The organism is Curtobacterium sp. WHRI 8282 (genome assembly GCF_040223925.2).
GTDB classification, from domain to species: domain Bacteria; phylum Actinomycetota; class Actinomycetes; order Actinomycetales; family Microbacteriaceae; genus Curtobacterium; species Curtobacterium flaccumfaciens.
Genome location: NZ_JBEHCD020000002.1, coordinates 917,693 through 942,082, shown reverse-complemented (window position 1 = coordinate 942,082; position 24,390 = coordinate 917,693). Strand labels below are relative to the sequence as shown.

The following is a 24,390-nucleotide window of genomic DNA, read 5'->3' as shown; positions in this document are numbered from 1 at the left end:
GGCCGCCACGGGCCTCCCGTCCGTCGGTCGGTCGCGACGCCGGGCCGCACCCGACTGCTCGGCGCTACGCCACCTCGAACAGGTGGATGCCGGGGCCGTAGGCGGTGAAGACCTGCCCGGCAGGTCGGAGGCGCTCGTGGTCGCGGTGCTTCTCGCTCGACCAGGCCAGGCGGTACCCGAGGACGTCCTCGCGCACCGGCAGGGTCAGGTCGCGGGTGCGGCCGCTGCCGTGCACGACCACCAGGACGCGGTCGAAGGGCTCGTGTTCGGGCGTCGACTCGACGAAGTACTGCAGGGCGCGGTGCACCGGCTGGTCCCAGCCCTCGATCGTCATCGGGTGCCCGTCCGGCCCGTACCAGGACATCCGCGAGGCCCCGGGGGTCTCCTGCCCCTCGACGCCGAAGCGGGTGGGGCGGAGCGACGGGTGCGCCTGCCGGAACCGGGCCAGCGCGGCGACGGCCTCGGTCATCGTCTCGGCGTCCTCGTCGTCGGACCAGTCCACCGGGGTCAGGTCGTCGGACACCACGTAGGCGTTGTTGTTGCCGTGCTGCGTGCGGCTCCGCTCGTCGCCGGCGGTGAGCATCGGCACCCCGGCGGACAGCATCAGGGTCGCCACCAGGTTGCGCATCGACCGACCCCGCGCGGCGCGGACTCCGCGGTCGGCGGTTTCACCCTCGATGCCGTGGTTGAACGAGCGGTTGTCGTTCGAGCCGTCGCGGTTGTCCTCGCCGTTGGCCTCGTTGTGCTTGCCGTCGTAGGACACCAGGTCGAGCAGGGTGAAGCCGTCGTGCGCGGTGACGAAGTTGACGCTCGCCAGCGGGCCGCGGTCGGCGCCGAAGACACTCCTCGATCCCGACAACGCCTCAGCCAGCCGGCCGATCCCGGTCTGCGGCAGACCGGTGCGGCGCTCCTCGGCGATGTCGGTGAGCCAGAACTGGCGGACCGTGTTGCGGAACCCGTCGTTCCACTCGCTCGTGCGCTGGCCGGCCGCGCCGAACTCCCCGGTCTTCCAGCCGTCCGGGCCGACGTCCCACGGCTCGGCGATCACCAGGGTGTCCTGCAGGTCCGGGTGGTTCCGGATGCGCTCGAGCAGCGGGTGCGACGGGTCGAACCGGTGCTCGCCGTCGCGGGCCAGGGCGGCCATCAGGTCGAAGCGGAACCCGTCGACCTGCACCTCGCGCGCCCAGTACACCAGGCTGTCGACGATGAGGTCCGCCGTCGCCTCGACCGAGGTGTCGAGCGTGTTCCCGCACCCGGTGGTGTCGTAGTAGGTGTCCCGGCGGGGCGGGTCGCTCTGCGCCCAGCGGTAGCGGCTCGCACCGTCGATGCCACGCAGGCTCGTCGTCGGACCACCCAGGCCCTCTTCGGCGCTGTGGTTGTACACGACGTCCAGGACGACCTGGATGCCGGCCTCGTGCAGCAGCCGGACCATGCCCTTGAACTCCCGCAGGACGGCGTCGGCGCCCTCATGCTGCGCCGGCGCCGAGGCGTGCGCGGCGTGCGGCGCGAAGAACCCGAGCGTGTTGTAGCCCCAGGCGTTCTGCCGGCCGGCGTCGCGGAGCCACCGCTCGGTGTCGAACGCCTGCACGGGCAGCAGCTCGAGCGTGGTGACGCCGATGCGGTGCAGGTGCGCGATGGTGCTCTCGTGGGCGACCCCGGCGTACGTGCCGCGCAGGTGCTCCGGCAGGTGCGGGTTCGCGGCCGTGAGGGTGCGGACGTTCGCCTCGTAGACGACGGCGCGGTCGAGCGGGACCTGCGGCTTCACGACGCCGCCCCAGTCGAACGCGTCGTCGACGACCACGCTGGTCCAGCGGGGGCCGACCGCTTCGTCGTCGCCGGTCGGCAGGATGCCCCGCGCGTACGGGTCGAGCAGCGGACGCGTCGGGTCGAACTCGTGCCGCGGCCCGACCGGCCCGTCGACGAGCAGGTGGTAGCGGTCGCCGGGCACGATCCCGGGGACCTCGCCGGTCCACACGTCCGTGTCCGGCACACGCTCGAGCGGGTGCCGGGTCGGTCGGCCGCCGGAGCGGTCTTCCCCGTCGGCCCCGTCGGCGCCTCCCGCGCTCGCCACGACCAGGACGACGTCCGTCGCCGTCGCGGACCGCAGGGTGAACCGGGGGACGGTCCCGCCCAGGGAGAACCCCGGCGTGAGGTCGATCGCTGTCTCGTGCACGCGACAAGGGTACGAGGACCGGCGCGTATCCTGGACACTGCTCGATCCAGGGGGTGCATTTGTCGGTCTACCTCGACCACGCCGCGACGACGCCGATCCTGCCGGAGGCGCTCGCCGCCTTCACGGATGCCCTGGGCACCGTCGGCAACCCGTCGTCCATCCACAGCGCCGGTCAGCGCGCCAAGATGCTGCTCGAGGACGGCCGCGCCGCCGTCGCCCGCTCGCTCGACGCCGACCCGGTGGAGGTCGTGTTCACCTCCGGCGGCACCGAGAGCATCAACCTCGCCGTGAAGGGCCTGTTCTGGGCTCGCCAGCGCGACCGCCAGCGGCCCCGCATCGTCGTCCCGGGTGGCGAGCACCACGCCACCGTCGACACCCTGACCTGGCTGGAGACCCACGAGGGCGCCGTCATCGACGTGGTCCCGTTGGACGCGCAGGGTCGCGTCGACCTCGCCGGACTGGAGGCGCGGCTCGCCGACGCCTCGGACGTCGCCCTGGTCACGTTCCTGTGGGCGAACAACGAGGTGGGCACCATCCAGCCCGTGTCGCGGATCGTCGAGCTCGCGCACGCCGCCGGCGTGCCCGTGCACAGCGACGCGGTCGCCGCCTACGGGCAGGTGCCGGTGTCGTTCGCCGGGTCCGGCCTCGACGCCCTCAGCGTCTCCGCGCACAAGGTCGGCGGGCCCGTCGGCATCGGTGCGCTCGTGCTCGGACGGAAGGCCACCGTCGAGCCCCTCATCCACGGTGGTGGGCAGCAGCGGCAGGTTCGCAGCGGCACGCAGGACGCCCCGGCGGCTGCGGCCTTCGGCGTGGCGGCCAGTGCGGTCGTCGCCGAGCCGATGCCGCACCCGTCGCTCGTCGCCCTGCGGGACCGGCTGATCGCCGGGGTGCGTGCGGCCGTGCCGTCGGCGGTGCTGATGGGGGACCCCGTCGACCGGCTGCCGGGCAACGCGCACTTCACGTTCCCCGGGTGCGAGGGCGACTCGCTCCTGTTCCTGCTCGACGCCGCCGGGGTCGCGGTGTCGACCGGGTCGGCGTGCCAGGCCGGCGTGCCCGAGGCGTCGCACGTGCTGCTCGCGATGGGGCTGTCGGAGCAGGACGCCCGCGGTGCGCTCCGGATCACGCTCGGCCACACGACGACCGATGCCGACGTCGACGCGTTCCTGACGGCGTTGCCGGACGCCGTCGCACGGGCCGGTGCCGCGGGGATGGCATCGAGGGAGCCGCTGCTCGGGCGGTAGGCCGCCCGCGATCCCGACGGTTGACGCCTCTGACGTCCTGGACGGTAATATTCCAACTCCACACGATCGCAGGGGGCATCCTGACGTCGTGTGCGGCGAAGGGACGAGGGGTGGCAATCCACAACATCGCACCGGGCCCCGTCGTCTGGTGCAACGGACAGTGACCACGCAAGCGGAAGGAGTCGGTCATGATGAGCAGGTCAGCCCGAGCCGCCGTGCTCGCGATCGGGGCCGCGTTCGCGGTCGCCGGGATCGCACTGGTCGGTGTCGCTTGGTTCGCTTTCGCCCCCGACGACCCGGCGGCGATGATGCTGACGGTCGGCGCGTTCCCCGTCATCGGTCTGGGCGCCGTTGCCCTGCTGGCCGTTGTGACATCCGACCGTCGTAGGCGGAACTAGCCGCGGACAGGGTCGGGCTCTGCGCCGAAGACGAGCAGGACCGCGCGCTCGCCGCGAGCAGACCCGTTCCAGCCGGGGCGCGACGATCACTCGGCAGTGCCTCGCGACGCAGCCCGAGCGCCCGACGCGATGTCCACGAGGGGATCGCCACCGAGCCGCATCGTTGTGATACTTGGACATGCTCGAGTTGGTGAGACCGCAGGCGGCGTTGTACGAGGCGTGGGCTGAAGCGCATGCCGAGTGGGGGCCGGGCGCGCACGAGGACGGGTTCGGGATCACCACCCACGACGACGTCGGTGACGAGGACGGGTTCCGCGCCTGGGTCGGCCGACTGCACGCCAGACCCGGTGCGCTCTGGTGGATCGTCGAGGACGGACGCGTCCTGGGCGGGATCGCACTCCGGGCACCGGGAGACGCCGCCGGAGTGCAGCGGTTCGGCCACGTCGGGTACGGGATCCGTCCGTCGGCGAGGGGCCGAGGCGTGGCGACCTGGGCGCTGGGCCAGGTGCTCGCGCACGCCTCGCGCGTCGGGATCGACCCGGTGATCGCCGTCTGCCGCGATGACAACGACGGCTCCATCGGGGTGTTGGAGCACTACGACGCCGTCCTGCTGTCGACCGAGCGCCGCGGCGGCGTGCGGCTGCGGCGGTACGCGATCGCCAGGTTGCACCGGAGGCCCGGGTAGCGAGGGGCGGGCGGTGATCCCCGAGGAACACGTGTCGCCGTCTCACGCGAACCCGTGCTCAGTGGATGCCCGGTCGATCCGGTCCTGGTGCCGCTGTCGACGTCCCCGTGACCAGCGGGACGGACCTGCGCCGGGCCTCCAGGTCGGCCTTCCGGGTGCGCGCCGGGCAGGCGGGCGCGCTGGGACCCCGGACCGTCGGCGACGCCGTCGTCAGCGGTCGCCGTCCGTCGGTCTCGGACCGCTCGTGGTGCGCCGCACCACGAGTGACACCGGCACTCGGTGCACGCGCGGCTCCGGGTCTCGCCCCTGCACGCGTTCACCGAGCCACCGTGCCGCCTGGGCCCCGATCGCGAACGTCCCGTTGTCGACCGTGGTGAGCGAGATGTGCCGGATGCTGCCGAGGTAGGTGTCGTCGTACCCGACGAGTGACACGTCGTCCGGGACGACGAGGCCGAGGTCGTCGGCGGCGGACAACGCGCCGATGGCGACGAGGTCGTTGTAGGCCACGAGCGCGGTCGGACGGTCGGCCGTGCCCAGGACTCGTCGGGCCGCCGCGTACCCACTCTCCTCGCTCATGCCGGCCGGCACCACGACGGCGTCGGCACCGTGGCGGGTCATGGTCGCGCGGAAACCCTGCTCGCGGAGCTCTCCGACGCGCCCCGGGCCGACGAGGTGACCGATCCGGGTGTGTCCGAGCGCGAGGAGGTGCTCGGTCGCGATCGATGCGCCGGCATGGTCGTCGTTCACGACCACGTCGGCGTGCAGGTCGTCAGGCTCGTACGTCCCAGCGAGGACCACCGGCACCTCCTGGACCGCCCGACGGAGGGCGGCGTCGTCCTCTGTGGTGCCGACCACGACGATGCCGTCCACCTGTTGTCGCAGGAGCATGTCGACGGGCGAACCGCCCACGCGCCGTGTGGTCGCCGAGTCGACCAGGATGGGTGCCAGTCCGACGGTGTCGAGTGTCGCGGTGAGGCCGGCGAGCAGGTCGACGAACCAAGGGTTCCGCAGGTCGTTCAGGAGCACTCCAACCGTGCCCGTCCGCTGCTCGCCGAGGCTCCTGGCTGCGCGGTTCGGTCGGTAGCCGAGTTCGTCGACTGCTCGTTCGACGGCCGCCCGACGGGCGTCGCTGACTCCTGGGTCGCCGCGGAGCGCGAGCGAGACCAGCGACTTCGAGACCCCGGCGCGCTCGGCGACGTCCCGGATGGTCGGAGCGTGGTTCGGTCTCGACATGAGATCAGGCTAGTCCTATTCTGGACCGGTCCAGACTGTTCCAGTGCTGTCCAACGAAGCGAGCGCAGATGCCCCCGAAGATCTCCATGAACGTCACGACGACGTTCCACGGCAACGTCGTCCAGGACGTCCGCCTCGCGAAGGAGGCCGGCTACGGCGGCATCGAGCTGCAGAGCCCGAAGCTCTACCGGTACCTCGACGCCGGGTACGACGTCCAGACACTGCCGCCGCTGCTCGAGGGTCTCGAAGTGACAGGGCTCGGTGCCGTGCTCGACATCGAGCGTCAAGGTGCCGGTCGCGACGACTTCGTTGCGGAGGTCGAGCGCATGTGCGGTGTGGCCACCGCCGTCGGTGCGCCCATCGTGCAGCTGTGCACCGGGCCGGTCGATTCCGCGGTCGTCCGTGACCACCGCGCTGGCCGACTGGCCGATGACGACACCCGGTACCGGGCGACGCTCGGACTCGACGAGGACGCAGCGGTCCGCATCACCGGTGCGAACGTCCGTCTGGCGGCGGACATCGCCGCGGATCACGGGCTCGAGGTCTACCTGGAGCCCCTCGCCTGGGCGCACCTCAACCGATGCCGGCACGCGCTGGACATCATCGAGGAGGCCGGGCGCGACAACGTGGGGATCGCACTCGACACCTGGCACTTCTGGACGACCGGGGACACGCTGGCCGAGGTCCGAGCGCTGCCCGCGTCTGTCATCAAGGCCGTCCACCTGTCGGACGGGTTCGACCTGGACCGCGACCGGACGGTTCCCGACCAGGCCGTCCACCGGAACGTCGTCATCGGGGGCGGTGCGATCCCGCTGCAGCAGTGGGTCGACGCGATCAAGGCGACCGGGTACGACGGATGGTGGGTCACCGAGATGTTCTCCGACCGGGCGAACGAACAGGATCCCGCCGTCGTCGCACGCACCATGCACGACCTGACCGCGATCCTGGTGGGCTGATCATGACGCAACGCTTCGCACTCGTCGGTGCCGGGTTCATCGGCGGCGTGCACGCCGCGTCCCTCGCAGCGCACCCCGACGTCGACTTCGTGGGGATCCACGACGTCGACCGTGACCGCGCTGCATCGCTGGCGGCACGGCACGGCACGCGAGCGCTCACCCAGGACGAGGCGTTCGACGCGGCGCAGGTCGACGCGGTCTTCGTCGCTTCCTCCACCGACACCCATGCGCAGCACCTGCGCGCCGCAGCCGACGCCGGGATCGCCGTGCTCTGCGAGAAACCCATCGCTGCCGGGTACGCCGACGCGATCGCGGTGGTGGAGCACGTGCGTGCCAGCGGCGTGCCGGCGATGCTCGACTTCAACCGGCGGTGGGACCGTGACCACGCCGAGCTGCAACGGATCGTCGCCGCGGGGGAGATCGGTGCTGTCGAACTCCTCCAGCTCAGTTCCCGTGGCCCTTCCCTGCCGCCGCTCGACTACCTGCGGGTCTCAGGCGGCCAGCTCCGCGACCAGACCGTGCACTTCTTCGACCTCGTGCGGTGGATCACCGGCGAGGACCCGGTGACGGTCGCGGTGGCGGGTTCGGCGCTCGTCGATCCGGCCATCCGCGAGTTCGGCGACGTGGACACGTCGGTCACGACCCTCACGATGCCCTCCGGCGCGCTCGTGCAGATCGACAGCGTGCGGCGCACCGGGTACGGCTACGACGAGCGCATCGAGGTCATGGGGTCGTCCGGGCTCGTCGAGTCGCGGCGGAACCGCCGCGGGAACGTCGCGCGCTACACCGACGGGCAGATCGTCGCGGACGGACTCCACGACGGCTGGTTCGAGCGCGTGCAGCCCACCTACGCCGCGACGCTCGCCGCCTTCGTCGCGTCGCTCGAGTCCGGATCCGAGCCGCCGGTCTCACTGGAGGACGGGCTCAGGGCCCAGGCCATCGCCGAGGCAGCCACTCGTGCCCTGTCGTCGGCACGGACGGAGCACATCGACTACTGACCCCGGTCGGCCGAGTCGGACTCGCGCCGGTAGGATCGATGACCATGGTCGAACTGGACTTCACCGAGCAGCTCTCCGCCCTTCGCGAGACCTTCGGCAACATCCGCTCGGTGGTCGACGTCGACCGCCTGCAGCGTGAGATCGCCGACCTCAGCGAGCAGGCCGGGGCCCAGGACCTCTGGGACGACGTCGACCACGCGCAGCAGGTGACGAGCGCGCTCTCGCACCGCCAGTCGGAGCTGAAGAAGATCACCGACACCGAGCAACGCATCGACGACCTCGAGGTGCTGGTCGAGATGGCGAACGAGGGCGACGACCAGGAGTCCGCCGACGAAGCCCTCGCCGAGCTCAAGGCGATCCAGAAGATGATCGGCGACTTCGAGGTGCAGACGCTCCTCGACGGCGAGTACGACGACCGTCCGGCGGTCATCACGATCCGCGCCGGTGCGGGCGGTGTCGACGCGGCGGACTTCGCCGAGATGCTCCTCCGCATGTACCTCCGGTACGCCGAGCAGCACAACTTCAAGACCACCGTGATGGACACCTCGTACGCCGAAGAAGCGGGCATCAAGTCCGCGACGTTCGAGATCGACGCCCCGCACGCGTTCGGCACGCTGTCGGTCGAGGCCGGGACCCACCGCCTGGTGCGGATGTCGCCGTTCGGTGCCGCGGGCAAGCGCCAGACGTCCTTCGCCGCGGTCGAGGTCATCCCGCTCATGCCGGAGACCGCCGTCATCGACATCCCCGAGAACGACATCCGCGTCGACGTCTTCCGCTCGTCGGGCCCCGGCGGGCAGTCCGTCAACACGACCGACTCCGCGGTGCGCCTGACGCACATCCCGACCGGCACCGTCGTCTCGATGCAGAACGAGAAGTCGCAGATCCAGAACCGTGCTGCCGCCATGCGCGTGCTGCAGTCGCGCCTGCTCCTCCTGAAGAAGGAAGAGGAGAACGCGAAGAAGAAGGAACTCGCCGGCAACATCACGGCGAGCTGGGGCGACCAGATCCGCTCCTACGTCCTGGCGCCGTACCAGATGGTCAAGGACCTCCGGACGGAGCACGAGGTGAACAACCCCTCAGCCGTGTTCGACGGCGATCTGGACGGCTTCATCAACGCGGGCATCCGCTGGCGCAAGCAATCCGCTGCCGAGTAGGGGTTCGTGAGCCGCGCGCCTCGCTTGCTTTCCAAGCGCGGCGACCTACCCTGATCCGGTCATGATCAAATTCGACCAGGTCACCAAGGTCTACTCGGGCAACCCGAGTCCGGCGCTCGACAACCTCACCCTCGAGATCCTCAAGGGTGAGTTCGTGTTCCTCGTGGGCGCGTCCGGTTCCGGCAAGTCCAGCTTCCTGCGCCTCGTGCTCAAGGAGGAGAAGCCCACCAGCGGGCAGATCCACGTGCTCGGGCAGCGCCTCGGGTCCCTGGCATCGCGGAAGGTCCCGTACTTCCGCCGCAACCTCGGCGTGGTCTTCCAGGACTTCCGTCTGCTGCCGAACAAGAACGTGTTCGACAACGTGGCGTTCTCGCTGCAGGTCATCGGCAAGAGCAAGGGCTTCATCAGTGAGGCCGTGACCGACGTGCTGAAGCTCGTCGGGCTCGCCGGCAAGGCCACCCGCATGCCGCACGAACTCTCCGGTGGTGAGCAGCAGCGCGTGGCCATCGCCCGCGCCGTCGTGAACAAGCCGGCGATCCTGCTGGCCGACGAGCCCACCGGAAACCTGGACCCCACCACGTCCGCCGGCATCATGGCGCTCCTCGAACGCATCAACCAGGGAGGCACCACCGTGCTGATGGCGACGCACGACGCCAGCATCGTGAACCAGATGCAGCGGCGGGTCATCGAGCTCTCGAACGGCACCGTCCTGCGCGACGAGCAGTCCGGCGGCTACCAGACCCAGGCCGTCCCGATCCAGCGAGGCACCGTGTCCAACACCACCGGCATCCAGACGATCCCGGGGCTCATCCGATGAGGCTCGGGCTCGTCATGTCCGAGGTCGGCTCGGGCCTGCGGCGCAATGCGTCGATGGTCGTCTCCGTCGTCCTCGTGACCTTCATCTCCCTGACCTTCGTCGGTACGGCGATCCTGCTCCAGATGCAGATCAACCAGATGAAGGGGTACTGGTACGACCGGGCGCAGGTCGCCGTCTACCTGTGCACCGACACCGACACCACGGGCAACTGCACCGGCGCCAAGGCCACCGCGGACCAGCGCGAACAGGTCCAGGCGCAGCTCGACTCGTCGACGCTCAAGCCGTACATCGAGAAGACTTACTACGAGAACCAGGACCAGGCCTTCACCCGGTTCAAGGAGCAGTTCAAGGACTCGGCCGCGACGGAGTTCGTCAAGCCGGAGTACCTGAACGAGACCTTCTGGGTGAACCTGAAGAACCCCTCGCAGGCCGACGTCCTGGTCGAGAGCCTGTCGAAGGTCGCCGGCGTGCAGAGCGTCGTCGACCAACGCGGGTACCTGCAGCCGATCTTCAACCTGCTCAACGCCTCGTCGTACACGGCGATCGGCATCGCGGCGCTCATGCTCGTGGCGGCGGTGCTGCTCATCGCGACGACGATCCGCCTGTCGGCGTTCAGTCGACGGCGAGAGCTCGGCATCATGCGGCTCGTCGGTGCGTCGAACCGGTTCATCCAGACACCGTTCGTGCTCGAGGGGGTGATCGCCGCCGCCATCGGAGCCGTCCTGGCCGGAGGCGCGATCACCGCCGTGGTCTGGTTCTTCGTCCGGAACTTCCTTGCGGAGCGCTTCACCGGAACGGCGTTCATCGGCATGGGGGACGCGGCCATCGTGGTCCCCGCGGTGATCGTGATCGGCGTGCTCCTCGCCGCGGCGTCGGCGTCGATCGCCATCCGCCGGTACTTGAAGGTCTGACGCAGCACAGCATCCGCGAGCGGGCGGCGCGCCGGGAAGGTGCGCCGCCCGCTTCGTGTTGAGTAGTCTGTAGGGCTGCGCCGAACCACCCACGCAGCGCACTGCACCGGTCACCATCGAGAGGAGCCGTCATGGCGAAGGAACGCGGGGAGAAGATCGTCGCAACGAACCGTCGCGCCCGGCACGACTACCTCATCGAGGACACGTACGAAGCGGGCATGGTCCTGTCTGGCACCGAGGTGAAGTCCCTGCGGATGGGTCGGGCGTCCCTGGTCGACGGGTACGCCTACATCGACGGTGGCGAAGCGTGGATCGACGCCGTGCACATCCCGGAGTACACCGAGGGCACGTGGAACAACCACTCGCCCCGGCGGAAGCGCAAGCTGCTCCTGCACAAGCAGCAGATCGTGAAGATCTCGCACAAGACGGCCCAGGGCGGGTACACCCTCGTGCCCCTGCAGATCTACTTCCACGACGGTCGGGCCAAGATCGAGATCGCCGTCGCGAAGGGCAAGCGCGAGTTCGACAAGCGCCAGGCGCTGCGCGAGAAGACCGACAAGCGTGAGGCCGAGCGGGCCATGCGCACCCGGAACCGCGTCGGCGAGTAGCGCCGACGCATCTCCTCGGCTAGACTGAGGGACTGCTCCGACAGGGGCATTGGCAACTCAACAGCGTGACAGCGGCTCGCACGTCCGGCCCGCATGGGGATGATCGGTTTCGACATTGCCTGTGTGCCGACGGGAAGCGGGCCGAGGACCCACGGTTATCTCGTAAACGATCCGTGGAAAACAACAAGTGCCAATTCCAAGCGCACTGACTTCGCTCTCGCTGCGTAAGCAGCCCAGCACATGAAGTCCGTCGGCCAGGTGACCGTCTTCTAACCTGATCCCGACGTCATCCAGAGGACTTGCTGCACGGTTGCGCCTCAGGGCCGTGCGGGACTTGCACTGAGACTGGGCCCGTCGTCCTAGAAGCCGGTAGCAAAGGACGGGGCCGAGCAGAACGAACTATCCGGATACGCCCGTAGAAGACGTCGAATTGCAGCGATGGACGGGGGTTCGATTCCCCCCATCTCCACCATTCGCCGAACGACGAACCGCTGTCACGCTGCGCCACCTGAACGCCCCGGCACCGTCCCCTGGACAGTGCCGGGGCGTTCGCTGTTCCGCCACGTCCGAGGACTAGGCTCCGGAACAGGCGCGCAGAACACGCTCGCGTCGAACCCGAACGAGAGGTCAGCACGTGGTGCAGGAGATCGCGATCCGTGTCCGTCTCTGGGAGCAGGAACGAGTGGTGCTCAGCGAGTACGAGCGGATCGTGGGCTCCGTCGCCACGGTCGCCGCCCTCGCCGCATGGCTGCCGAACCCCGACACCCGTCTGGTGGTTCGCGGCCGAGGCGCGGAGCCGGTTCGCCTCGAGACCGTCACCTACGGCTCGGTGGTCGAGATGCTCGTCGTGCTCGACCAGCGCTCCGCCGGGGTCGAACGTGCCGCCGCCGCCATCGCCGCGCTCATCGAGTCGGTCCGCCACGAGCACGTCGCCGACGACGTCTCCGGAGTCGCCGGGGAACTCGATCGACTCGACCGCGCCGCACCGCGCGGACGCTCCGCCGTGGAACGCGCCCTGCGCACGTTCCTCGAGGGGGCACGGTCGGACGTCCTCGCGCGCAAGGCGACCACCCGGGTCCGGACCGCGCAGGCCCTGCTCCGACTCGCCGAGGCGGACGCGGTGCTGACGGTCGAGCGGGTCGCCGACGCCCTGGCACCGGTGCTCGAGGAGCACGCGGTCGACGTCGAGCTGGACACCGGGTCGGCCGTGGTCGTCGAGCCGATCGACGGGGTGGAGTCGCCGGAGACCGGTGCGTCCGGCGATGCCGACGCCGACGCCTCGCAGGCGGAGCCGGCGGCCGTGTCGGCCGTCCTGCCGCTGCCGACGGGTGCGAGCAAGGCGAAGCCGAAAAAGGACGACGACAAGAAGAAGAAGTCGAAGAAGGACGAAGACAAGAAGAAGAAGTCGAAGAACGACGACGACAAGAAGAAGAAGTCGAAGAAAGACGTCGACAAGAAGAAGTCCAAGAAGGACGTCGAGAAGAAGAAGTCGAAGAAGACCAAGAAGTAGCAGGAGCGGCACAGCAGATCTCCGACCGGGGGTCCGTACCCTGGTGCGGTGCCCCCGGTCCCACCCTCGTCGTCCTGGCACGGGCTCGGCCAGTTCCTCAGCCGTAGGGCGAGCGCCCTCGCAGCGGCTGCCGTGGCGCTCGTCACTGCCGTCGGAACGCTGCGGTACCACCAGTTCCACGCCGGTGAGCCGAACCACGTCGTCGCGGTCGCGCTCGGAGTCGCCCTGATCGCGGCGGGTTCGGCCAGCGCCGTCGTGCTCCTGGGCCGGCCGGTCCCTGTCGCGGTGCCCCTCGGGCTGGCGCTGCTCGCGGTCGTGCTCGTCGTGGTCGCCCCGAGCGCCGCGTGGAGCGTCGTCCCGCTGGTGGTCCTGCTGCAGACGACCGCGCGGGTCGTGCCGGCCACGCTCGCAAGCGCTGCGGCGATCGTCGTCGCAGCGGTCTCGGTGCCCCGTCTGACCGGGAACGACGACCCCGGGCTGCTCGTGGGGTGTCTGCTGTCCGGCTCGGTGTTCCTCGCCGCGATCGTGGTGTCGCGGGTGGCACTGCACGAGCGGTCGCGAACCGTCCGGCAGCTCGTCGCCACCAGCGCGCGACTCGTTGCCTCCGAGCGGCGGGCCGGCGCACTCGAAGCACGCCAGCACGTCGCCGCTGAGCTGCACGACACGGTGGTGCAGTCGGTGGCGGGCGCACTGTTCCTGACCGAAGCCGCGGAACGGTCCGGGGATGACGCCCTCGCGCAGCAGGCACGCCGTGCACTGCGCAGCGCGGTGGTGGACACCCGTGCGCTGGTCGACGGCCTCGGAGCAGACCGACCGGACGCCGGCGAGTCAGCGAACGGCGCGGCGGACGGGCTGACCGACTCGTTGACGGCCGCCCTCTCCACGGCCGCCGAGCGCGTGGGCGCCCGCTGGTCGGTAGTCGGGGAGCCGCAGACGCTGACACCGATACGTGCAATGGCCCTGTTGCGGAGCGCGCAGGGGGCGCTCGGCAACGCCGAACGGCACGCCGGCGCTGCGTCGATCTCGCTCGAGTTCCGGAACCAGGACGACTCGGTCGCAGTCGTCGTCCGCGACGACGGCCGCGGCTTCGACCCGAGCCTGTCGGTCACGCCAGGGCCGACCGGGGGACACGGCCTGACGATCATGCGCCGGCGACTCGAGGCCGTCGGGGGCACGCTCGACATCCGCTCCGGCCCGGACGGTACGGTGCTGCGGGCGACCGTCCCGTTGGAGGAACCATGACCCGCGTCCTGCTCGTCGACGACCACCCGGTGCTCCGGTCCGGTGTCGCCGCGATCCTCGGGACCTTCCCCGACATCGAGGTCGTCGCCTCGACCGGCGACCCGGAAGCCGTGAGCGCCCTGGTCGCCGATGCAGCTCCGGACGTCGTCGTGCTCGACCTGGGCCTGGGGACGCGGAACGGCGTCGACCTGATCCCCGGACTGGTGAGGACCACTCGCGTGCTCGTGTTCACGGCCACGGCGACCGACGTGTCGATAATGCGGGCACTCGATGCCGGGGCGACGGGTTACCTGCTCAAGGACGCGACCGCCGAGGAACTCGCCGCCGCGGTCCGGGCCGCGGCCACCGGGACCGCCGTGTACACGCGGGCCGTGGCGGAACGCATGCTCGACCGTGGTCGCCGACCGGACGAGACCCTGACCCCTCGTGAGCTCGACGTGCTCGAACTGCTCGCCGACGGCTCGACGAACCGGCTGATCGCGGGGCGGCTCTTCATGAGCGAGTCGACGGTGAAGACGCACCTGGTGCGGGTGTTCGCGAAGCTCGGTGTCGACGGCCGAGCCGGGGCGGTGGCCGAGGCGACCCGACGGGGCATCATCGCCCTCGACGGCCTGGCGCACCCCGCGCGGTCGCCGGACGGCCCGACGACGTGACGACGGCGGGGCGACCGATGGTCGTCCCGCCGTCGCCGTGACGGACTCAGCGTCGTCGGAGCACGCCCCGACGTCGCCGGGTCACTTCGTGATCGCGTCGAGCCCGGCCTGCGCGTACTCCTGGTCCGTGGCACCCGACGGGGTGCCGCCGACACCGATGCCGCCGATGGAGGCCTCGCCCGCCTTGACCGGCACGGCCCCGGCGAGGAACAGCGTGCCGGGCAGGTCCTTCAGCCCGGCGTTGTCGCCCGTGGCGCGCTTCGCGAGTTCGGACGTCGGCGACCCGAAGGCCGCGGCGGTGTACGCCTTCTGCCGCGAGGCACTGATCGTGTGGGAAGCGGCGTTCTCGCCGCGGACGAAGGCCTGCAGCTGGCCGTTGCGGTCGACGACCGAGACGCTGACGAAGCCGGAGCCGTCCGCCTCTGCGGCGGCGAGGGCGGCCGAGGCCGCCCGCATGGCGTCGGCGGAGCTCAGCCGCTTGGACTCGACGACGGCATCGCCGGTGACGGCGACGGTGCGGGCGTCCGTGGTGGTGCGGACGTCGGCGGAGGCGCTGTTCGACGAGGTGACGGCTGCGCCGGCCGTGATGCCGGTGACGGCGAGGGCTGCGGCGGCAGTGGCGACGAGGGTGCGGGGGAGACGCATGGGGGAGGACCTTCCGTTCGGTGTGGTGGGTCCAGCCTCACGCCGACGGGCGGTGCCACACATCGACCGTCCGGACCGCGGATCCGGACCGAACGGTCGACGGGGCGCCCGTGCCGCCGGACAGCGACGCAGACGCAGCCGCTTCCGCTAGAAGTCGAACAGGTTCGCTCGGATCCCTCCGGCGCCGTACTCCCGTCGTAGGAGTCCACGGCGCCGGAGCACGGGCACCAGGTCGCCGAACATCCGGTGGATCTGCGCCGGGTGCAGGTCACCCGAGAAGATGATCCCGTCGTTGTCGGCGTCGCTGCCGAGCTCCTCGATGAAGTCCGCGAACTCGTCGGCGGTCCCCACGAACCCCGAGCGTGACGCGATCCGCCCCTGCCGTGCCTTGCGGGCGAGCAGCTCCCGCAGCGGTGCGTCCGGGGTGTCCCCGAGCAGCCCGCGGATCGTGCCGGCCGAGACGTGCTCACCGAAGGTCCCCTCGGGCACCGGGGCGTCCAGGTCGAGCGCGAGCAGGTCGGTCTCCGAGTCACTCGACCACGCGATCGCCGCCGCACGCAGGGCGTCGTCGGTGGGGTGCTCGGACGCCGCGACGATGCGGTCGGCCTCCTCCGGCGAGGACACGATGACGGGCTTGAGCACGAACAGGATCCGCAGGTCCGCGGTGGACCGCCCTGCCGCCTCGGCTGCCGCGATCACCCGGGCGCGGTAGTCCGTCACCGCGGCGGCGGACAGCGGCGCGAGCGCGAGCTGCACGTCCGAGTGGGCCCCGGCGAACGCGAGCCCTCGGCCCGAGCCACCTGGGGACACGACCACGGGGTCCGACGCCAGCGGCAGGGCGTTGAGCGGACCGTCGGCGGTGAAGTGGGCGCCCTCGTGGTGGAACGCGTCGAGCGCGTCGCCATCCGCGAAGTGCCACGAGTCCGGCGCGCCGACGTACGCGTCGCCCCACGAGTGCCAGAGCCGGCGGAGCAGGGTGATCCACTCCTCGGCGCGGTCGTACGCCTGGTCGTGCGGCAGCGGCGGCAGGCCGGCGTGGCGTGCGCTGCCGACGTCGGTGACGACGTTGATGCCCAGCCGGTCCGAGGACAGGTGCGCCAGGGTCGCGAACTGCCGTGCCGCCAGGTACGGCGGGGTGATGCCGGCGTTGACGGTCGGCGCGATGCCGATGTGCGAGGTGGCGGCGAACAGGTACGGGGCGAGCAGCAGCGGGTCGTGCTTCGGGCCGCCGTACGCCTGCCGGATGCGCAGGTCGAGGGTCGCGGGGGAGCCGAGCGAGACGGCGTCCTCGGCGATGACCAGGTCCATGCCGGCCTGCTCGAGCGTCCGGACGGACTGCTGGTACAGGTCCGGTTTCGTCCAGTCGTGGCCCCAGTCCCAGTCGGACCGTCCCCAGGCCTGCGGGCCGAAGCCGCGCGAGAAGAAGTACCCGAAGTGCTGCAGCTCGGCCATTCAGCGCTCCTGCCGGTCGAGTGCCGGCCCACCGGCGGCCGTGCGCCGCGCGTCCGACGCTCCACGTGCCTCCAGGCCGCCGGCGGCGTCTGCGGACCGCACCGCGGCGAACCCGCGTTCCAGGTCGCGGAGCAGGTCCGCGACGTCCTCGATGCCGACCGACAGGCGGATCAGGCCGTCGCTGATGCCCTGCTCGGCGCGCTCTTCCGGCGTGCGGCCGGCGTGCGTGGTGGTGGCCGGGTGCAGGATCAGCGAGCGGACGTCGCCCAGGTGGGTCATCCGGCTGAACAGCTGCACGGCATCGATGAACGCCCGCGCGGCGGCTTCGCCACCGGCGAGCGTGAAGGCGAAGACGGACCCGGCCCCGCGGGGCAGGTAGCGCTGGGCGAGGTCGTGGAACCCACTGGAGGCCAGGCCCGCGTGGTCGACGCTCGTCACCTCCGGCTGCTGGTCCAGCCAGGACGCGACGGCCAGCGCGTTCGCGCAGTGGCGTTCCACCCGCAGCGACAGCGTCTCGATGCCCTGGCGGAGCAGGAACGCGTTGAACGGGGACGGCGCCGGACCGATGCGTGCGGCGACGACGTCGCGGGCGAACACGGCGAACGCCCGGTTGCCGTACCGCTCGGCGTAGCTCTCGCCGCCGAGGGACCGCTCGGGGCTGGTCAGGTGCGTCCAGCGCTCGGGGGCGGCGGTCCAGTCGAACCGACCGCCGTCCACGACCACGCCGCCGAGTCCGGCTCCGTGGCCGGACAGGAACTTCGACGCCGAGTGCACGACGATGTCCGCGCCGTGCTCGACCGGGCGCACCAGGTACGGCGTGGCGAGGGTGTTGTCGACGATCAGCGGGACGCCGGCGCGGTGTGCGGTCTCGGCGACGCCGGTGATGTCGAGGACGTCGTTCTTCGGGTTCGGAATCGTCTCGGCGAAGAACGCCTTCGTGTTCGGTCGGACCGCGGCGGCCCAGGCATCGAGGTCGCGGGCGTCGGTGACGAAGTCGACCTCGATGCCGAGCCGGCCGAGGTTCTGCAGCAGCAGGCCGCGCGTGCCCTCGTAGATGCTGCGGGCGCTGACGACGTGGTCGCCGGCCTGCAGCAGGCCGAGGAACGCCACGGTCGCCGCCGCCTGACCGCTGCCGACCAGGATCGCCTGGACACCGCGTTCGAGCAACGCCACGCGGCGCTCGACGTCGGCGTTCGTCGGGTTGCCGAGACGCGTGTAGGTGTAGCCGTCGTCGGTGTCGGCGAAGCGGTCACGGGCCTGGTCGAAGTCGTCGAACAGGAACCCGGAGGACATGTGGATCGCGGGGACCCGGGCGCCGTGCCCGGCGTCGGGCACGAAGCCGCCGTGTACCTGCTCGGTCGCGAAGCCGTGGTCGTCGGTCGCCATGGGACACCTCCGGGGGTCGTCTGGCGGTAGCCTCGCAGCCCCTCGGCGCGGACAGGCGATTGCGGCCCCCGGTTACGCGAGCGCAGCCTCAGACGAGCGCGCGGACCCCGGCGGCGACGGTGTCCCAGACCTGGAGCAGCGGCTCGCGCGCCAGCCACACCGCGACGGCGTTCACGGCGACGAACAGCACGAACCACAGGGACGCCGGAACCCGCATCTCGGCCGCGGCGATGCGGAAGTCGGTCTGTACCCGGGCGCCGGTGACGAGCCAGCGACCGACCTGCACCACCGAGCGCAGGCCGTCGACGACGAAGAACGCCCCGACGGCGGCGACCACCAGGACGGTCGTCTCGGACGGGCGGACGGCCACCCACAGGGCGAGCGCGTCGAAGCCGAGCACGACGAGCAGGCCGAACCAGTTCCGGACGAACGCCAGCGCCACGAGCCCGATGACCGCGAGCACCACCACGGGCAGCCAGCGGGAGCCGTGCAGCACCCCGGTCACCAGGAGCACCCCCGCCCAGAGGGGTGCGCTGTACCCGGCGTACAGGTTCAGGATCCGGACGAGCCACCGGATGCCGCCGGGCACCCGGCCGAGCTGGACCCAGGCCTCGCCGGACCCGTCCGGGTGCAGCTCGATCCGCTGGATCCGCCCGCCGAACGGCACGACGACGATCGCGTGCCCGACCTCGTGCGCGATGGTCGCGGCGATGCGGGCCACGCGGCCGACGAACGGCACGAACGGCAGGACGGCGCCGACGAGGAGCGCGACGAAGACGAGGGGCGGGGCTGCGGTGGTCAAGTGACCAGCATCGCAGCCCCGCCCAGGAAGACCCTGCGGGACCGGCGTCAGGGGAGCACGGGCGTCGTCAGCACCACCGTGACCAGGACCACGGTGCCGGTGATCGCCAGGGCGGTGAGGACGGCGAGGAACACCGTCAGGCGGTTCACGCGTCGGCGCCCGGCTATTCGACCGTCACCGACTTCGCGAGGTTCCGGGGTTTGTCGACGTCGCACCCGAGCTGCAGGGCCAGTTCCCGTGCGAGCATCTGCAGCGGCACGACGGCCTCGAGCGGACCCCACGGCGCGGTCATCGCACCCCAGGCCAGGTCCCCGGTGCCACGGCGTCCGAGCGCGGGGATGTCCGCCGATTCGCCGCCGATCGTGATGACGAAGCCACCGCGGGCCCGGACCTCGGCGATCGCCGACTGGATCTTCGGCTCACCGTGGTCGATGACGACCACCGGGGTGCCGTCGTCCACCAGCGCGAGCGGCCCGTGCTTGAGTTCGCCGGCGGGGTACGCCTCGGCCCAGCGGTAGCTGAGCTCCTTGAGCTTCAGGGCGCCCTCGGCGGCGTACGGCAGTCCGGCACCGCGGCCGAGGAACAGGAAGCCCGTCGCCTCCTTGACGCTCGACACCAGCAGCGGCATCCGCTCGGCGGACACCCGCGCGGCGTGCTCGATCCGTGCCGGCAGGTCGAGCAGCTCGTCGACGAGCACCTGCGCGCGCGACGGTTCGATGCGGCCGGAGGCCACCATCGCGGAGATCATCGCCGCGACGCCGACGACGACCTGCGCCGTGAACGTCTTCGTGGCGGCGACGCCGATCTCCGGGCCGGCGTGGCAGTCGAGCACGGCGTCGGCCCGTCGGGCGAGCGAGGAGTGCATGTTGTTCGTCAGCGCGAGCACCGGGTGGCGGTCCTCGAACCGGTCCAGGGCACGGAGCACGTCAGCGGTCTCACCGGACTGGCTGATCGCGACGACCAGGGTGCCCGGACCGAGCACTGCCTGGTCGGCCTCGCTCGCGACGACGATGTCGGTCGGCACACCACCGATCCCGCGCAGGGCGGTCGCGATCACCTGGCCCGCGTTCAGCGAGGTGCCGCAGGCGACGATCGCCAGCCGGTGGAAGCCGGCCAGGCCGAGGCCCACCCACATGCTGCCGTCGGCGGTGCGGCGGGTCACCCGGTCCAGGATCGTCGCGACGACGTCGGCCTGCTCGTCGATCTCCTTCGCCATGTGGTCGGTGTGGTCGCCGAGGTCGAGCGCGGCGGCGGCGAACGGGGACGGCGTGGGGAACGGCACGGGAACCGTGATGCCGTCGGACGACCAGGTCCAGGCCTCACCGAGCTCGACGACGTCGCCGTCGCGCAGCGCCACGAAGGTCTCGCACCACTCGGCGATCGCGCCGATGTCGCTCGCCACGAAGTCGCCGCGGCCGGAGCGGGCGACGACGAGCGGCGAACGATCCGCCGCCACGACCATGCGGCCGTCCCGGGCGTCCAGGACCACGATCGCCCACGAGCCCTCGAGCTGCGCCGTCGCGATCTGCACCGCGAGCATCAGGTCCGGGTCGACCGCCAACGCACGCTCGACCAGGTGCGCGATGACCTCGGAGTCGACGTCGGACCGGAAGCGGTGGCCCTGCGCCTCGAGCGTCTGGCGCAGCCGGTCCGCGTTCTCGACGATGCCGTTGTGCACGATCGAGATCCGGCCGGTGCAGTCGGCGTGCGGGTGCGCGTTCGCCTCGCGCACGGCACCGTGCGTGGCCCAGCGGGTGTGGCCGATGCCGACGCCGGTGAGCGCGTCACCGGAGCGTGCAGCGACGAGGGTGCGCAGGTCGCCGACGCGGGAGACCGAGCGGATCGTCTCGGTGCGGCCGACGGCCGTCCGGACGGCGATGCCGGCGGAGTCGTACCCGCGGTACTCGAGTCGTTCGAGTCCGTCGAGCAGGTAGGGGGTCGCGTCGTCAGACACGCGGGCCGCGATGATGCCGCACATCGGCTGTCCCTTCGGGGGAACGAGGGTGGGTGGAACGGGGAGGTGGGACTGGTGCGGCACCGACCGCCGTCGGGTCTGCCGCGCGTCCGGGGCCTCCCGGCCCGGGAACCGACGCCCGTCCTCGGATCAGGCGAGGACGGACGTCGGTGTCGTTGGGCCGAGGGGTTCGGGTACCGGACGGGGTACCGCGGGCTGGCCCCCGGGGGAGGGGCACGGCGGTCGGTGCAGGAGAAGCCTCACCCGCCGCCGACCACACGGCAACACCCGTCGGACGCTCTTGCGGTTCCCCGCGTGCGGGGGCACACCGCGCTGCGGTCGCGTGCGGACTCCCGCAACCGCCGGCGCACCACGCGAGCGACGACGGACGGGAGGCCCGGTACCAGCTGGTACCGGGCCTCCCGCGCGGTCTTCGCTCTGAGCGACGCGCCAGCGGCGCGCGGACCCAGCGCCGGGCGAGCCTGCGAGCCCGGTTGGATGTGCGGTCTCCTACGTGAGGAGCGCGACCAGGTGCGATCGCGACCGCGCGCCGACCTTGCGGTAGATCTGCGTGAGCCGCAGCTCCACCGTGCGCTGCGACATGAACAGCGACGAGGCGATCTCGCGGTTGCGGTACCCCTCGGTGACCTTCTGCACCACCGCACGCTCCTCGGCGGTCAGCGACGTGAGCACCGCCGACGCGTCGGGGGCACTGCGCGGCGTCCCCGGGAACGCCGGCGAGAGCACCGGTGCGGACCGGATCGATGACGAGCCCGAGCCGAACTGCGGCATCGCCGCGGCCGGCGCCGGCGTCACCAGCGGTCGACGCAGGCCGGCCGCCTCGTACGCCGCTGCGGCCGCCGCACCGAGGCGCGGACGCTCGGCCGGGTTGCCGACCGCGGCCAGCGCCGCGAACGTGCGAGCCCGCTCGTACTGCGAGTCGTGCGGCTGGAACAGCTCCAGCGCACGGCGACGAGCCGTCTCGCGGGTGGTGTCGTCGGCGACGAGCGCGAGGCTCCGCGCCAGCACGAGGGCACCCCAGCGCCCGGGACGGGCATGGTGGTCCGCCGCCAGGCGGGCCGTGATCGTCCGCGCGTCGTCGGTCCGTCCGAGACGCACGTACGCCTCGACCAGGTCGCCGAGGTGCCGGAGCACCGCGGGGTTCCGGAGCGACCGACCGATGGCGTCGGCGGCCTCGAGCGCGGTGGCTGCCTCGTCGAGGCGGCCGTCGAGCAGCAGGACCTTGCCGCGGAGCGCGTGCAGCTTCGCCGTCGCACCCCAGAGCCGACTCGTCGATCGGTGCTCGAGGCACCGGTCCACGACGTCGAGCGCCTCGGCGGAACGGCCCTCGGCGAAGTGCCGCCACGCGACGGCGATCGCCCGGGAGGGCTCACGCAACCGCTCGGCGACGGACGAACCGGACTCCCACACGTCGATCGCGCGGAGCGCCTGCCGGAAGTTGCCGGAGCGCACCTCGTTCTCGGACGTCAGATAGCGGGCCGCCTCGGTCCACACCGCCGCGGTCTCCTGCCCCCGGGCGAGCACGAGTGCGAACACCCGTCGCGCGCTCCGGTAGCGCTCGCCGATGCTCAGCGCGTGGGCGAGGAGCAGCAGAGCCGGGTCCGACATCGCCACGAGCTCCGAGGTCGCGAGCCCGTCGTGCAGCTCGGTGTCGGGCGGCAGCACGCCGTCCACGGCGGCGATGAGCTCCCGCGCGGTCGTCGCGATCTCGAGGGTGTGCGCGGACGCCGAACCCTCGAGCGGTTCGATCCGGTGCAGCAGGTCCTTCGCCTGGTCGAGCTCCCACGCCTCGGCACGGAAGCACGCCACCATGGCCATCAGCCCGGCGACGGCGTCCACCTCGGCCGGGTCCGTCGCGTCGACGGGGACGAGCAGCTCGTCCGCGTGCACGGCGTCACCGCTGAGGTACTCGGCCGAGTACTGCAGCCGGAGCCGGCGGACCTCGTTCGGCGTCGTCCGGAACGGACGGAGCGCCGCGAGGTACCGCGCAGCGAAGCCGAGCAGGCGCTTGCCGAGCATGGCCTCCGCGACCCCGAGGAGCGCGACGTGCTCGTCCTCGGTCCCACCGCCGATGTGCAGGGCACGCTCGGTCAGCGCGATCGCGGCGTGCACGTTGCCGTCCACGACGTACGACCGTGCAGCCTGGAGCAGCGCGACCACGTCGGGGACGTCGTCGACGAAGCTCCGGTGCCACGCAGCCGACCGCGGGTCGGTCTCCGCGCTCGCCGTGGCCAGCTCGGCGTGTGCCGCACGACGGTCACGGGCGGGCATCCGCCAGTAGAGCGCGGAACGGACCAGCGGGTGCCGGACGGTGACGCTCTGCCCGCGGACGGTCGCGAGACCGGCCCCGACCAGGTCGTCCAGCTCGTCGCGGTCCCACGCCGTGGTCTTCGCGACGGGCACCAGGGCGAGCTTCGCGAGGACGTCCAGATCGCGTCCCGCGGCGGGCCCGAGTGCGAGCGCCGCGATGGCCTCGGTCGTCGGAGTGGGTCGGAGCGGGAGCACGATCGGCTCCGCGCCGGTGAGCTGCTCCCGGGTGAGCACCGCGAGCTGTTCGCGGAGCGCGCCGGGGTTGCCACCGGTCTCCTCGGCGAGGACGGCGAGGACACCGTCGTTCGCCTCGGCCGGTGCCATGGCCCGGGCAAGGACCAGGGCCTCGTCCGACGGCAGCGGTTCGATGCGCAGGATCGGCAGGGCCGCGAGCGGACCGTCCGACGGCACCGAGCGGACCGTCGCCACGACGCGCAGGGCGGTGCCCGCGAGTCGTCCGGCGAGGAACGCGATGAGCTCCTGGCTCTCCGTGTCCATCCGGTCGAGGTCGTCGATGAGGACGAGCGTCGGCGGGAGGGTCAGGGCGTGCACGGCGTCGAGGAAGTCGTGCGCCGCCGCCAGCCCGGCCGTCACGGCGGCCGCGGTCCCGCCGGCCTGCAGCAGGTGGGCGATGTGTGCGGTCGCTCGGGGGTCGTCGAGCGCGGTGAACAGGGAGGTCACCCCGGCCAGTGGCCAGCGGGATTCACTCCCGTTGACACCGACCCGGACGACGGGGAGGGAAACGCGGTTCGAGACCGCGTCGAGGACGCTGCTGCGTCCGGAACCAGGGTCGCCGACCACGACCATCGCGGACTCCCGTGGGAGCACTGCGAGGGTCGCGATCCGGTCGACCTCGAGACGTCGACCGGTGAGTGCCATGACTCACCGGCCTCCGGGTCCGGAGGCGGATGCTGCGAGGAGGGCGTCGGCGAACACGGGGGTCGCTGCGACGGGGCGCACGGAGGCGGACCGGACTGCTGCACGGCGGGTGACCGTGGCGGAGTACGGACGAGCGGCGGCGACTGAGCGCGCGCCGGAACTGTCGTGGATTGGATGCGGTCGACGAGTGTGGGTGCACTCGGTTCCGCTCGGGAACGATGATGTCATCGTCTGTATCACCCCTCGGGTTAGGGTCTTCGGACGAACACGACCGGTCTGTTCCGCCGTCCGGATCTAGGGAATCCGAGAGCATCACGTGACCTGCCGTCTGGAGCACGATAACTCAGGTACCGGCCCGCCGA

Annotated in this window: 20 protein-coding genes and 1 other RNA gene; 13 read left to right on the top strand and 8 right to left on the bottom strand. The window is 71.5% G+C overall.

Annotated features, from left to right (window positions below; all coding sequences use genetic code 11):
• Nucleotides 1–64: 64 nt before the first annotated feature.
• Nucleotides 65–2,173 carry an alpha-amylase family glycosyl hydrolase gene (locus tag ABRP24_RS10650; protein WP_349848794.1) on the bottom strand — a complete coding sequence of 703 codons (2,109 nt, stop codon included), beginning with the start codon at nt 2,171–2,173 and terminating at the stop codon, nt 65–67.
• A gap of 59 nt (nt 2,174–2,232) precedes the next feature.
• Between ABRP24_RS10650 and ABRP24_RS10645 the strand changes: the two genes are divergently transcribed.
• From ABRP24_RS10645 to ABRP24_RS10635, 3 genes are all read left to right on the top strand, one after another.
• Complete coding sequence (locus ABRP24_RS10645; RefSeq protein ID WP_349848792.1) at nt 2,233–3,414, top strand: cysteine desulfurase family protein; 1,182 nt, start codon at nt 2,233–2,235, stop codon at nt 3,412–3,414.
• Between the two features lie 191 nt (nt 3,415–3,605).
• Complete coding sequence (locus ABRP24_RS10640) at nt 3,606–3,812, top strand: hypothetical protein (protein ID WP_371836751.1); 207 nt, start codon at nt 3,606–3,608, stop codon at nt 3,810–3,812.
• Between the two features lie 190 nt (nt 3,813–4,002).
• Entirely contained in the window at nt 4,003–4,497 is a 495-nt protein-coding gene (locus ABRP24_RS10635; protein ID WP_349848788.1) for a GNAT family N-acetyltransferase, read from the top strand.
• A 210-nt stretch (nt 4,498–4,707) separates the two neighbouring features.
• Here ABRP24_RS10635 and ABRP24_RS10630 read toward each other — a convergent pair whose 3' ends face one another.
• Complete coding sequence (locus tag ABRP24_RS10630; protein WP_071244843.1) at nt 4,708–5,730, bottom strand: LacI family DNA-binding transcriptional regulator; 1,023 nt, start codon at nt 5,728–5,730, stop codon at nt 4,708–4,710.
• A 68-nt stretch (nt 5,731–5,798) separates the two neighbouring features.
• Between ABRP24_RS10630 and ABRP24_RS10625 the strand changes: the two genes are divergently transcribed.
• From ABRP24_RS10625 to ABRP24_RS10580, 10 genes are all read left to right on the top strand, one after another.
• On the top strand, nt 5,799–6,686 hold the full coding sequence (locus ABRP24_RS10625) for a sugar phosphate isomerase/epimerase (protein ID WP_071244842.1): 888 nt from the start codon (nt 5,799–5,801) through the stop codon (nt 6,684–6,686).
• Between the two features lie 2 nt (nt 6,687–6,688).
• Nucleotides 6,689–7,684, top strand: a complete 996-nt coding sequence (locus ABRP24_RS10620; RefSeq protein WP_349848785.1) for a Gfo/Idh/MocA family oxidoreductase — start codon at nt 6,689–6,691, stop codon at nt 7,682–7,684.
• 44 nt (nt 7,685–7,728) lie between these two features.
• Nucleotides 7,729–8,838 carry a peptide chain release factor 2 gene (gene prfB / locus ABRP24_RS10615; RefSeq protein WP_071244840.1) on the top strand — a complete coding sequence of 370 codons (1,110 nt, stop codon included), beginning with the start codon at nt 7,729–7,731 and terminating at the stop codon, nt 8,836–8,838.
• A 61-nt stretch (nt 8,839–8,899) separates the two neighbouring features.
• Entirely contained in the window at nt 8,900–9,655 is a 756-nt protein-coding gene (gene ftsE / locus ABRP24_RS10610; RefSeq protein ID WP_017888215.1) for a cell division ATP-binding protein FtsE, read from the top strand.
• Nucleotides 9,652–10,566, top strand: a complete 915-nt coding sequence (gene ftsX / locus ABRP24_RS10605) for a permease-like cell division protein FtsX (protein ID WP_027465852.1) — start codon at nt 9,652–9,654, stop codon at nt 10,564–10,566. Before ftsE ends, ftsX begins: the two co-directional genes overlap by 4 nt.
• A gap of 131 nt (nt 10,567–10,697) precedes the next feature.
• Nucleotides 10,698–11,174, top strand: a complete 477-nt coding sequence (gene smpB / locus ABRP24_RS10600; protein ID WP_027465851.1) for an SsrA-binding protein SmpB — start codon at nt 10,698–10,700, stop codon at nt 11,172–11,174.
• Between the two features lie 95 nt (nt 11,175–11,269).
• Nucleotides 11,270–11,646: a transfer-messenger RNA gene (ssrA, locus tag ABRP24_RS10595) on the top strand.
• A gap of 162 nt (nt 11,647–11,808) precedes the next feature.
• Nucleotides 11,809–12,684 (top strand): hypothetical protein, encoded by an 876-nt coding sequence (locus ABRP24_RS10590; RefSeq protein WP_349848782.1) that lies wholly within the window; start codon nt 11,809–11,811, stop codon nt 12,682–12,684.
• 48 nt (nt 12,685–12,732) lie between these two features.
• A complete protein-coding gene (locus ABRP24_RS10585; RefSeq protein ID WP_349848780.1) occupies nt 12,733–13,926 on the top strand; it encodes an ATP-binding protein in 1,194 nt (397 codons plus the stop codon).
• Nucleotides 13,923–14,579, top strand: coding sequence for a response regulator transcription factor (locus ABRP24_RS10580; protein WP_138803651.1), 657 nt, complete (start codon nt 13,923–13,925; stop codon nt 14,577–14,579). The genes ABRP24_RS10585 and ABRP24_RS10580 overlap by 4 nt, the downstream gene beginning before the upstream one ends.
• Nucleotides 14,580–14,660: 81 nt before the next feature.
• On the opposite strand, the gene ABRP24_RS10575 is transcribed toward ABRP24_RS10580, so the two are convergent.
• The 6 genes from ABRP24_RS10575 to ABRP24_RS10550 form a co-directional block, all read right to left on the bottom strand.
• Nucleotides 14,661–15,224 (bottom strand): heme-binding protein, encoded by a 564-nt coding sequence (locus ABRP24_RS10575; RefSeq protein WP_302475822.1) that lies wholly within the window; start codon nt 15,222–15,224, stop codon nt 14,661–14,663.
• A 147-nt stretch (nt 15,225–15,371) separates the two neighbouring features.
• A complete protein-coding gene (locus ABRP24_RS10570; protein WP_349848777.1) occupies nt 15,372–16,676 on the bottom strand; it encodes an LLM class flavin-dependent oxidoreductase in 1,305 nt (434 codons plus the stop codon).
• The gene (locus ABRP24_RS10565; RefSeq protein ID WP_349848775.1) at nt 16,677–18,062 is read right to left on the bottom strand and encodes a PLP-dependent transferase; all 1,386 of its coding nucleotides are present in this window, start codon (nt 18,060–18,062) and stop codon (nt 16,677–16,679) included.
• An 88-nt stretch (nt 18,063–18,150) separates the two neighbouring features.
• Nucleotides 18,151–18,864: a M50 family metallopeptidase gene (locus ABRP24_RS10560; RefSeq protein WP_301601082.1), complete on the bottom strand. Its 714-nt coding sequence runs from the start codon at nt 18,862–18,864 to the stop codon at nt 18,151–18,153.
• A gap of 163 nt (nt 18,865–19,027) precedes the next feature.
• On the bottom strand, nt 19,028–20,842 hold the full coding sequence (glmS, locus tag ABRP24_RS10555) for a glutamine--fructose-6-phosphate transaminase (isomerizing) (protein ID WP_071406356.1): 1,815 nt from the start codon (nt 20,840–20,842) through the stop codon (nt 19,028–19,030).
• 486 nt (nt 20,843–21,328) lie between these two features.
• On the bottom strand, nt 21,329–24,028 hold the full coding sequence (locus ABRP24_RS10550) for a LuxR C-terminal-related transcriptional regulator (RefSeq protein WP_349848772.1): 2,700 nt from the start codon (nt 24,026–24,028) through the stop codon (nt 21,329–21,331).
• Between the last annotated feature and the right edge of the window lie 362 nt (nt 24,029–24,390).

Coding starts and splice junctions, on each gene's coding strand:
- ABRP24_RS10580 (WP_138803651.1), top strand. CDS start 13,923: ATGACCCGCGTCCTGCTCGTCGACGACCACCCGGTGCTCCGGTCCGGT.
- smpB (WP_027465851.1), top strand. CDS start 10,698: ATGGCGAAGGAACGCGGGGAGAAGATCGTCGCAACGAACCGTCGCGCC.
- ABRP24_RS10550 (WP_349848772.1), bottom strand. CDS start 24,028: ATGGCACTCACCGGTCGACGTCTCGAGGTCGACCGGATCGCGACCCTC.
- prfB (WP_071244840.1), top strand. CDS start 7,729: ATGGTCGAACTGGACTTCACCGAGCAGCTCTCCGCCCTTCGCGAGACC.
- ABRP24_RS10625 (WP_071244842.1), top strand. CDS start 5,799: ATGCCCCCGAAGATCTCCATGAACGTCACGACGACGTTCCACGGCAAC.
- ABRP24_RS10640 (WP_371836751.1), top strand. CDS start 3,606: ATGAGCAGGTCAGCCCGAGCCGCCGTGCTCGCGATCGGGGCCGCGTTC.
- ABRP24_RS10570 (WP_349848777.1), bottom strand. CDS start 16,676: ATGGCCGAGCTGCAGCACTTCGGGTACTTCTTCTCGCGCGGCTTCGGC.
- ftsE (WP_017888215.1), top strand. CDS start 8,900: ATGATCAAATTCGACCAGGTCACCAAGGTCTACTCGGGCAACCCGAGT.
- ABRP24_RS10630 (WP_071244843.1), bottom strand. CDS start 5,730: ATGTCGAGACCGAACCACGCTCCGACCATCCGGGACGTCGCCGAGCGC.
- ABRP24_RS10565 (WP_349848775.1), bottom strand. CDS start 18,062: ATGGCGACCGACGACCACGGCTTCGCGACCGAGCAGGTACACGGCGGC.
- ftsX (WP_027465852.1), top strand. CDS start 9,652: ATGAGGCTCGGGCTCGTCATGTCCGAGGTCGGCTCGGGCCTGCGGCGC.
- glmS (WP_071406356.1), bottom strand. CDS start 20,842: ATGTGCGGCATCATCGCGGCCCGCGTGTCTGACGACGCGACCCCCTAC.
- ABRP24_RS10575 (WP_302475822.1), bottom strand. CDS start 15,224: ATGCGTCTCCCCCGCACCCTCGTCGCCACTGCCGCCGCAGCCCTCGCC.
- ABRP24_RS10620 (WP_349848785.1), top strand. CDS start 6,689: ATGACGCAACGCTTCGCACTCGTCGGTGCCGGGTTCATCGGCGGCGTG.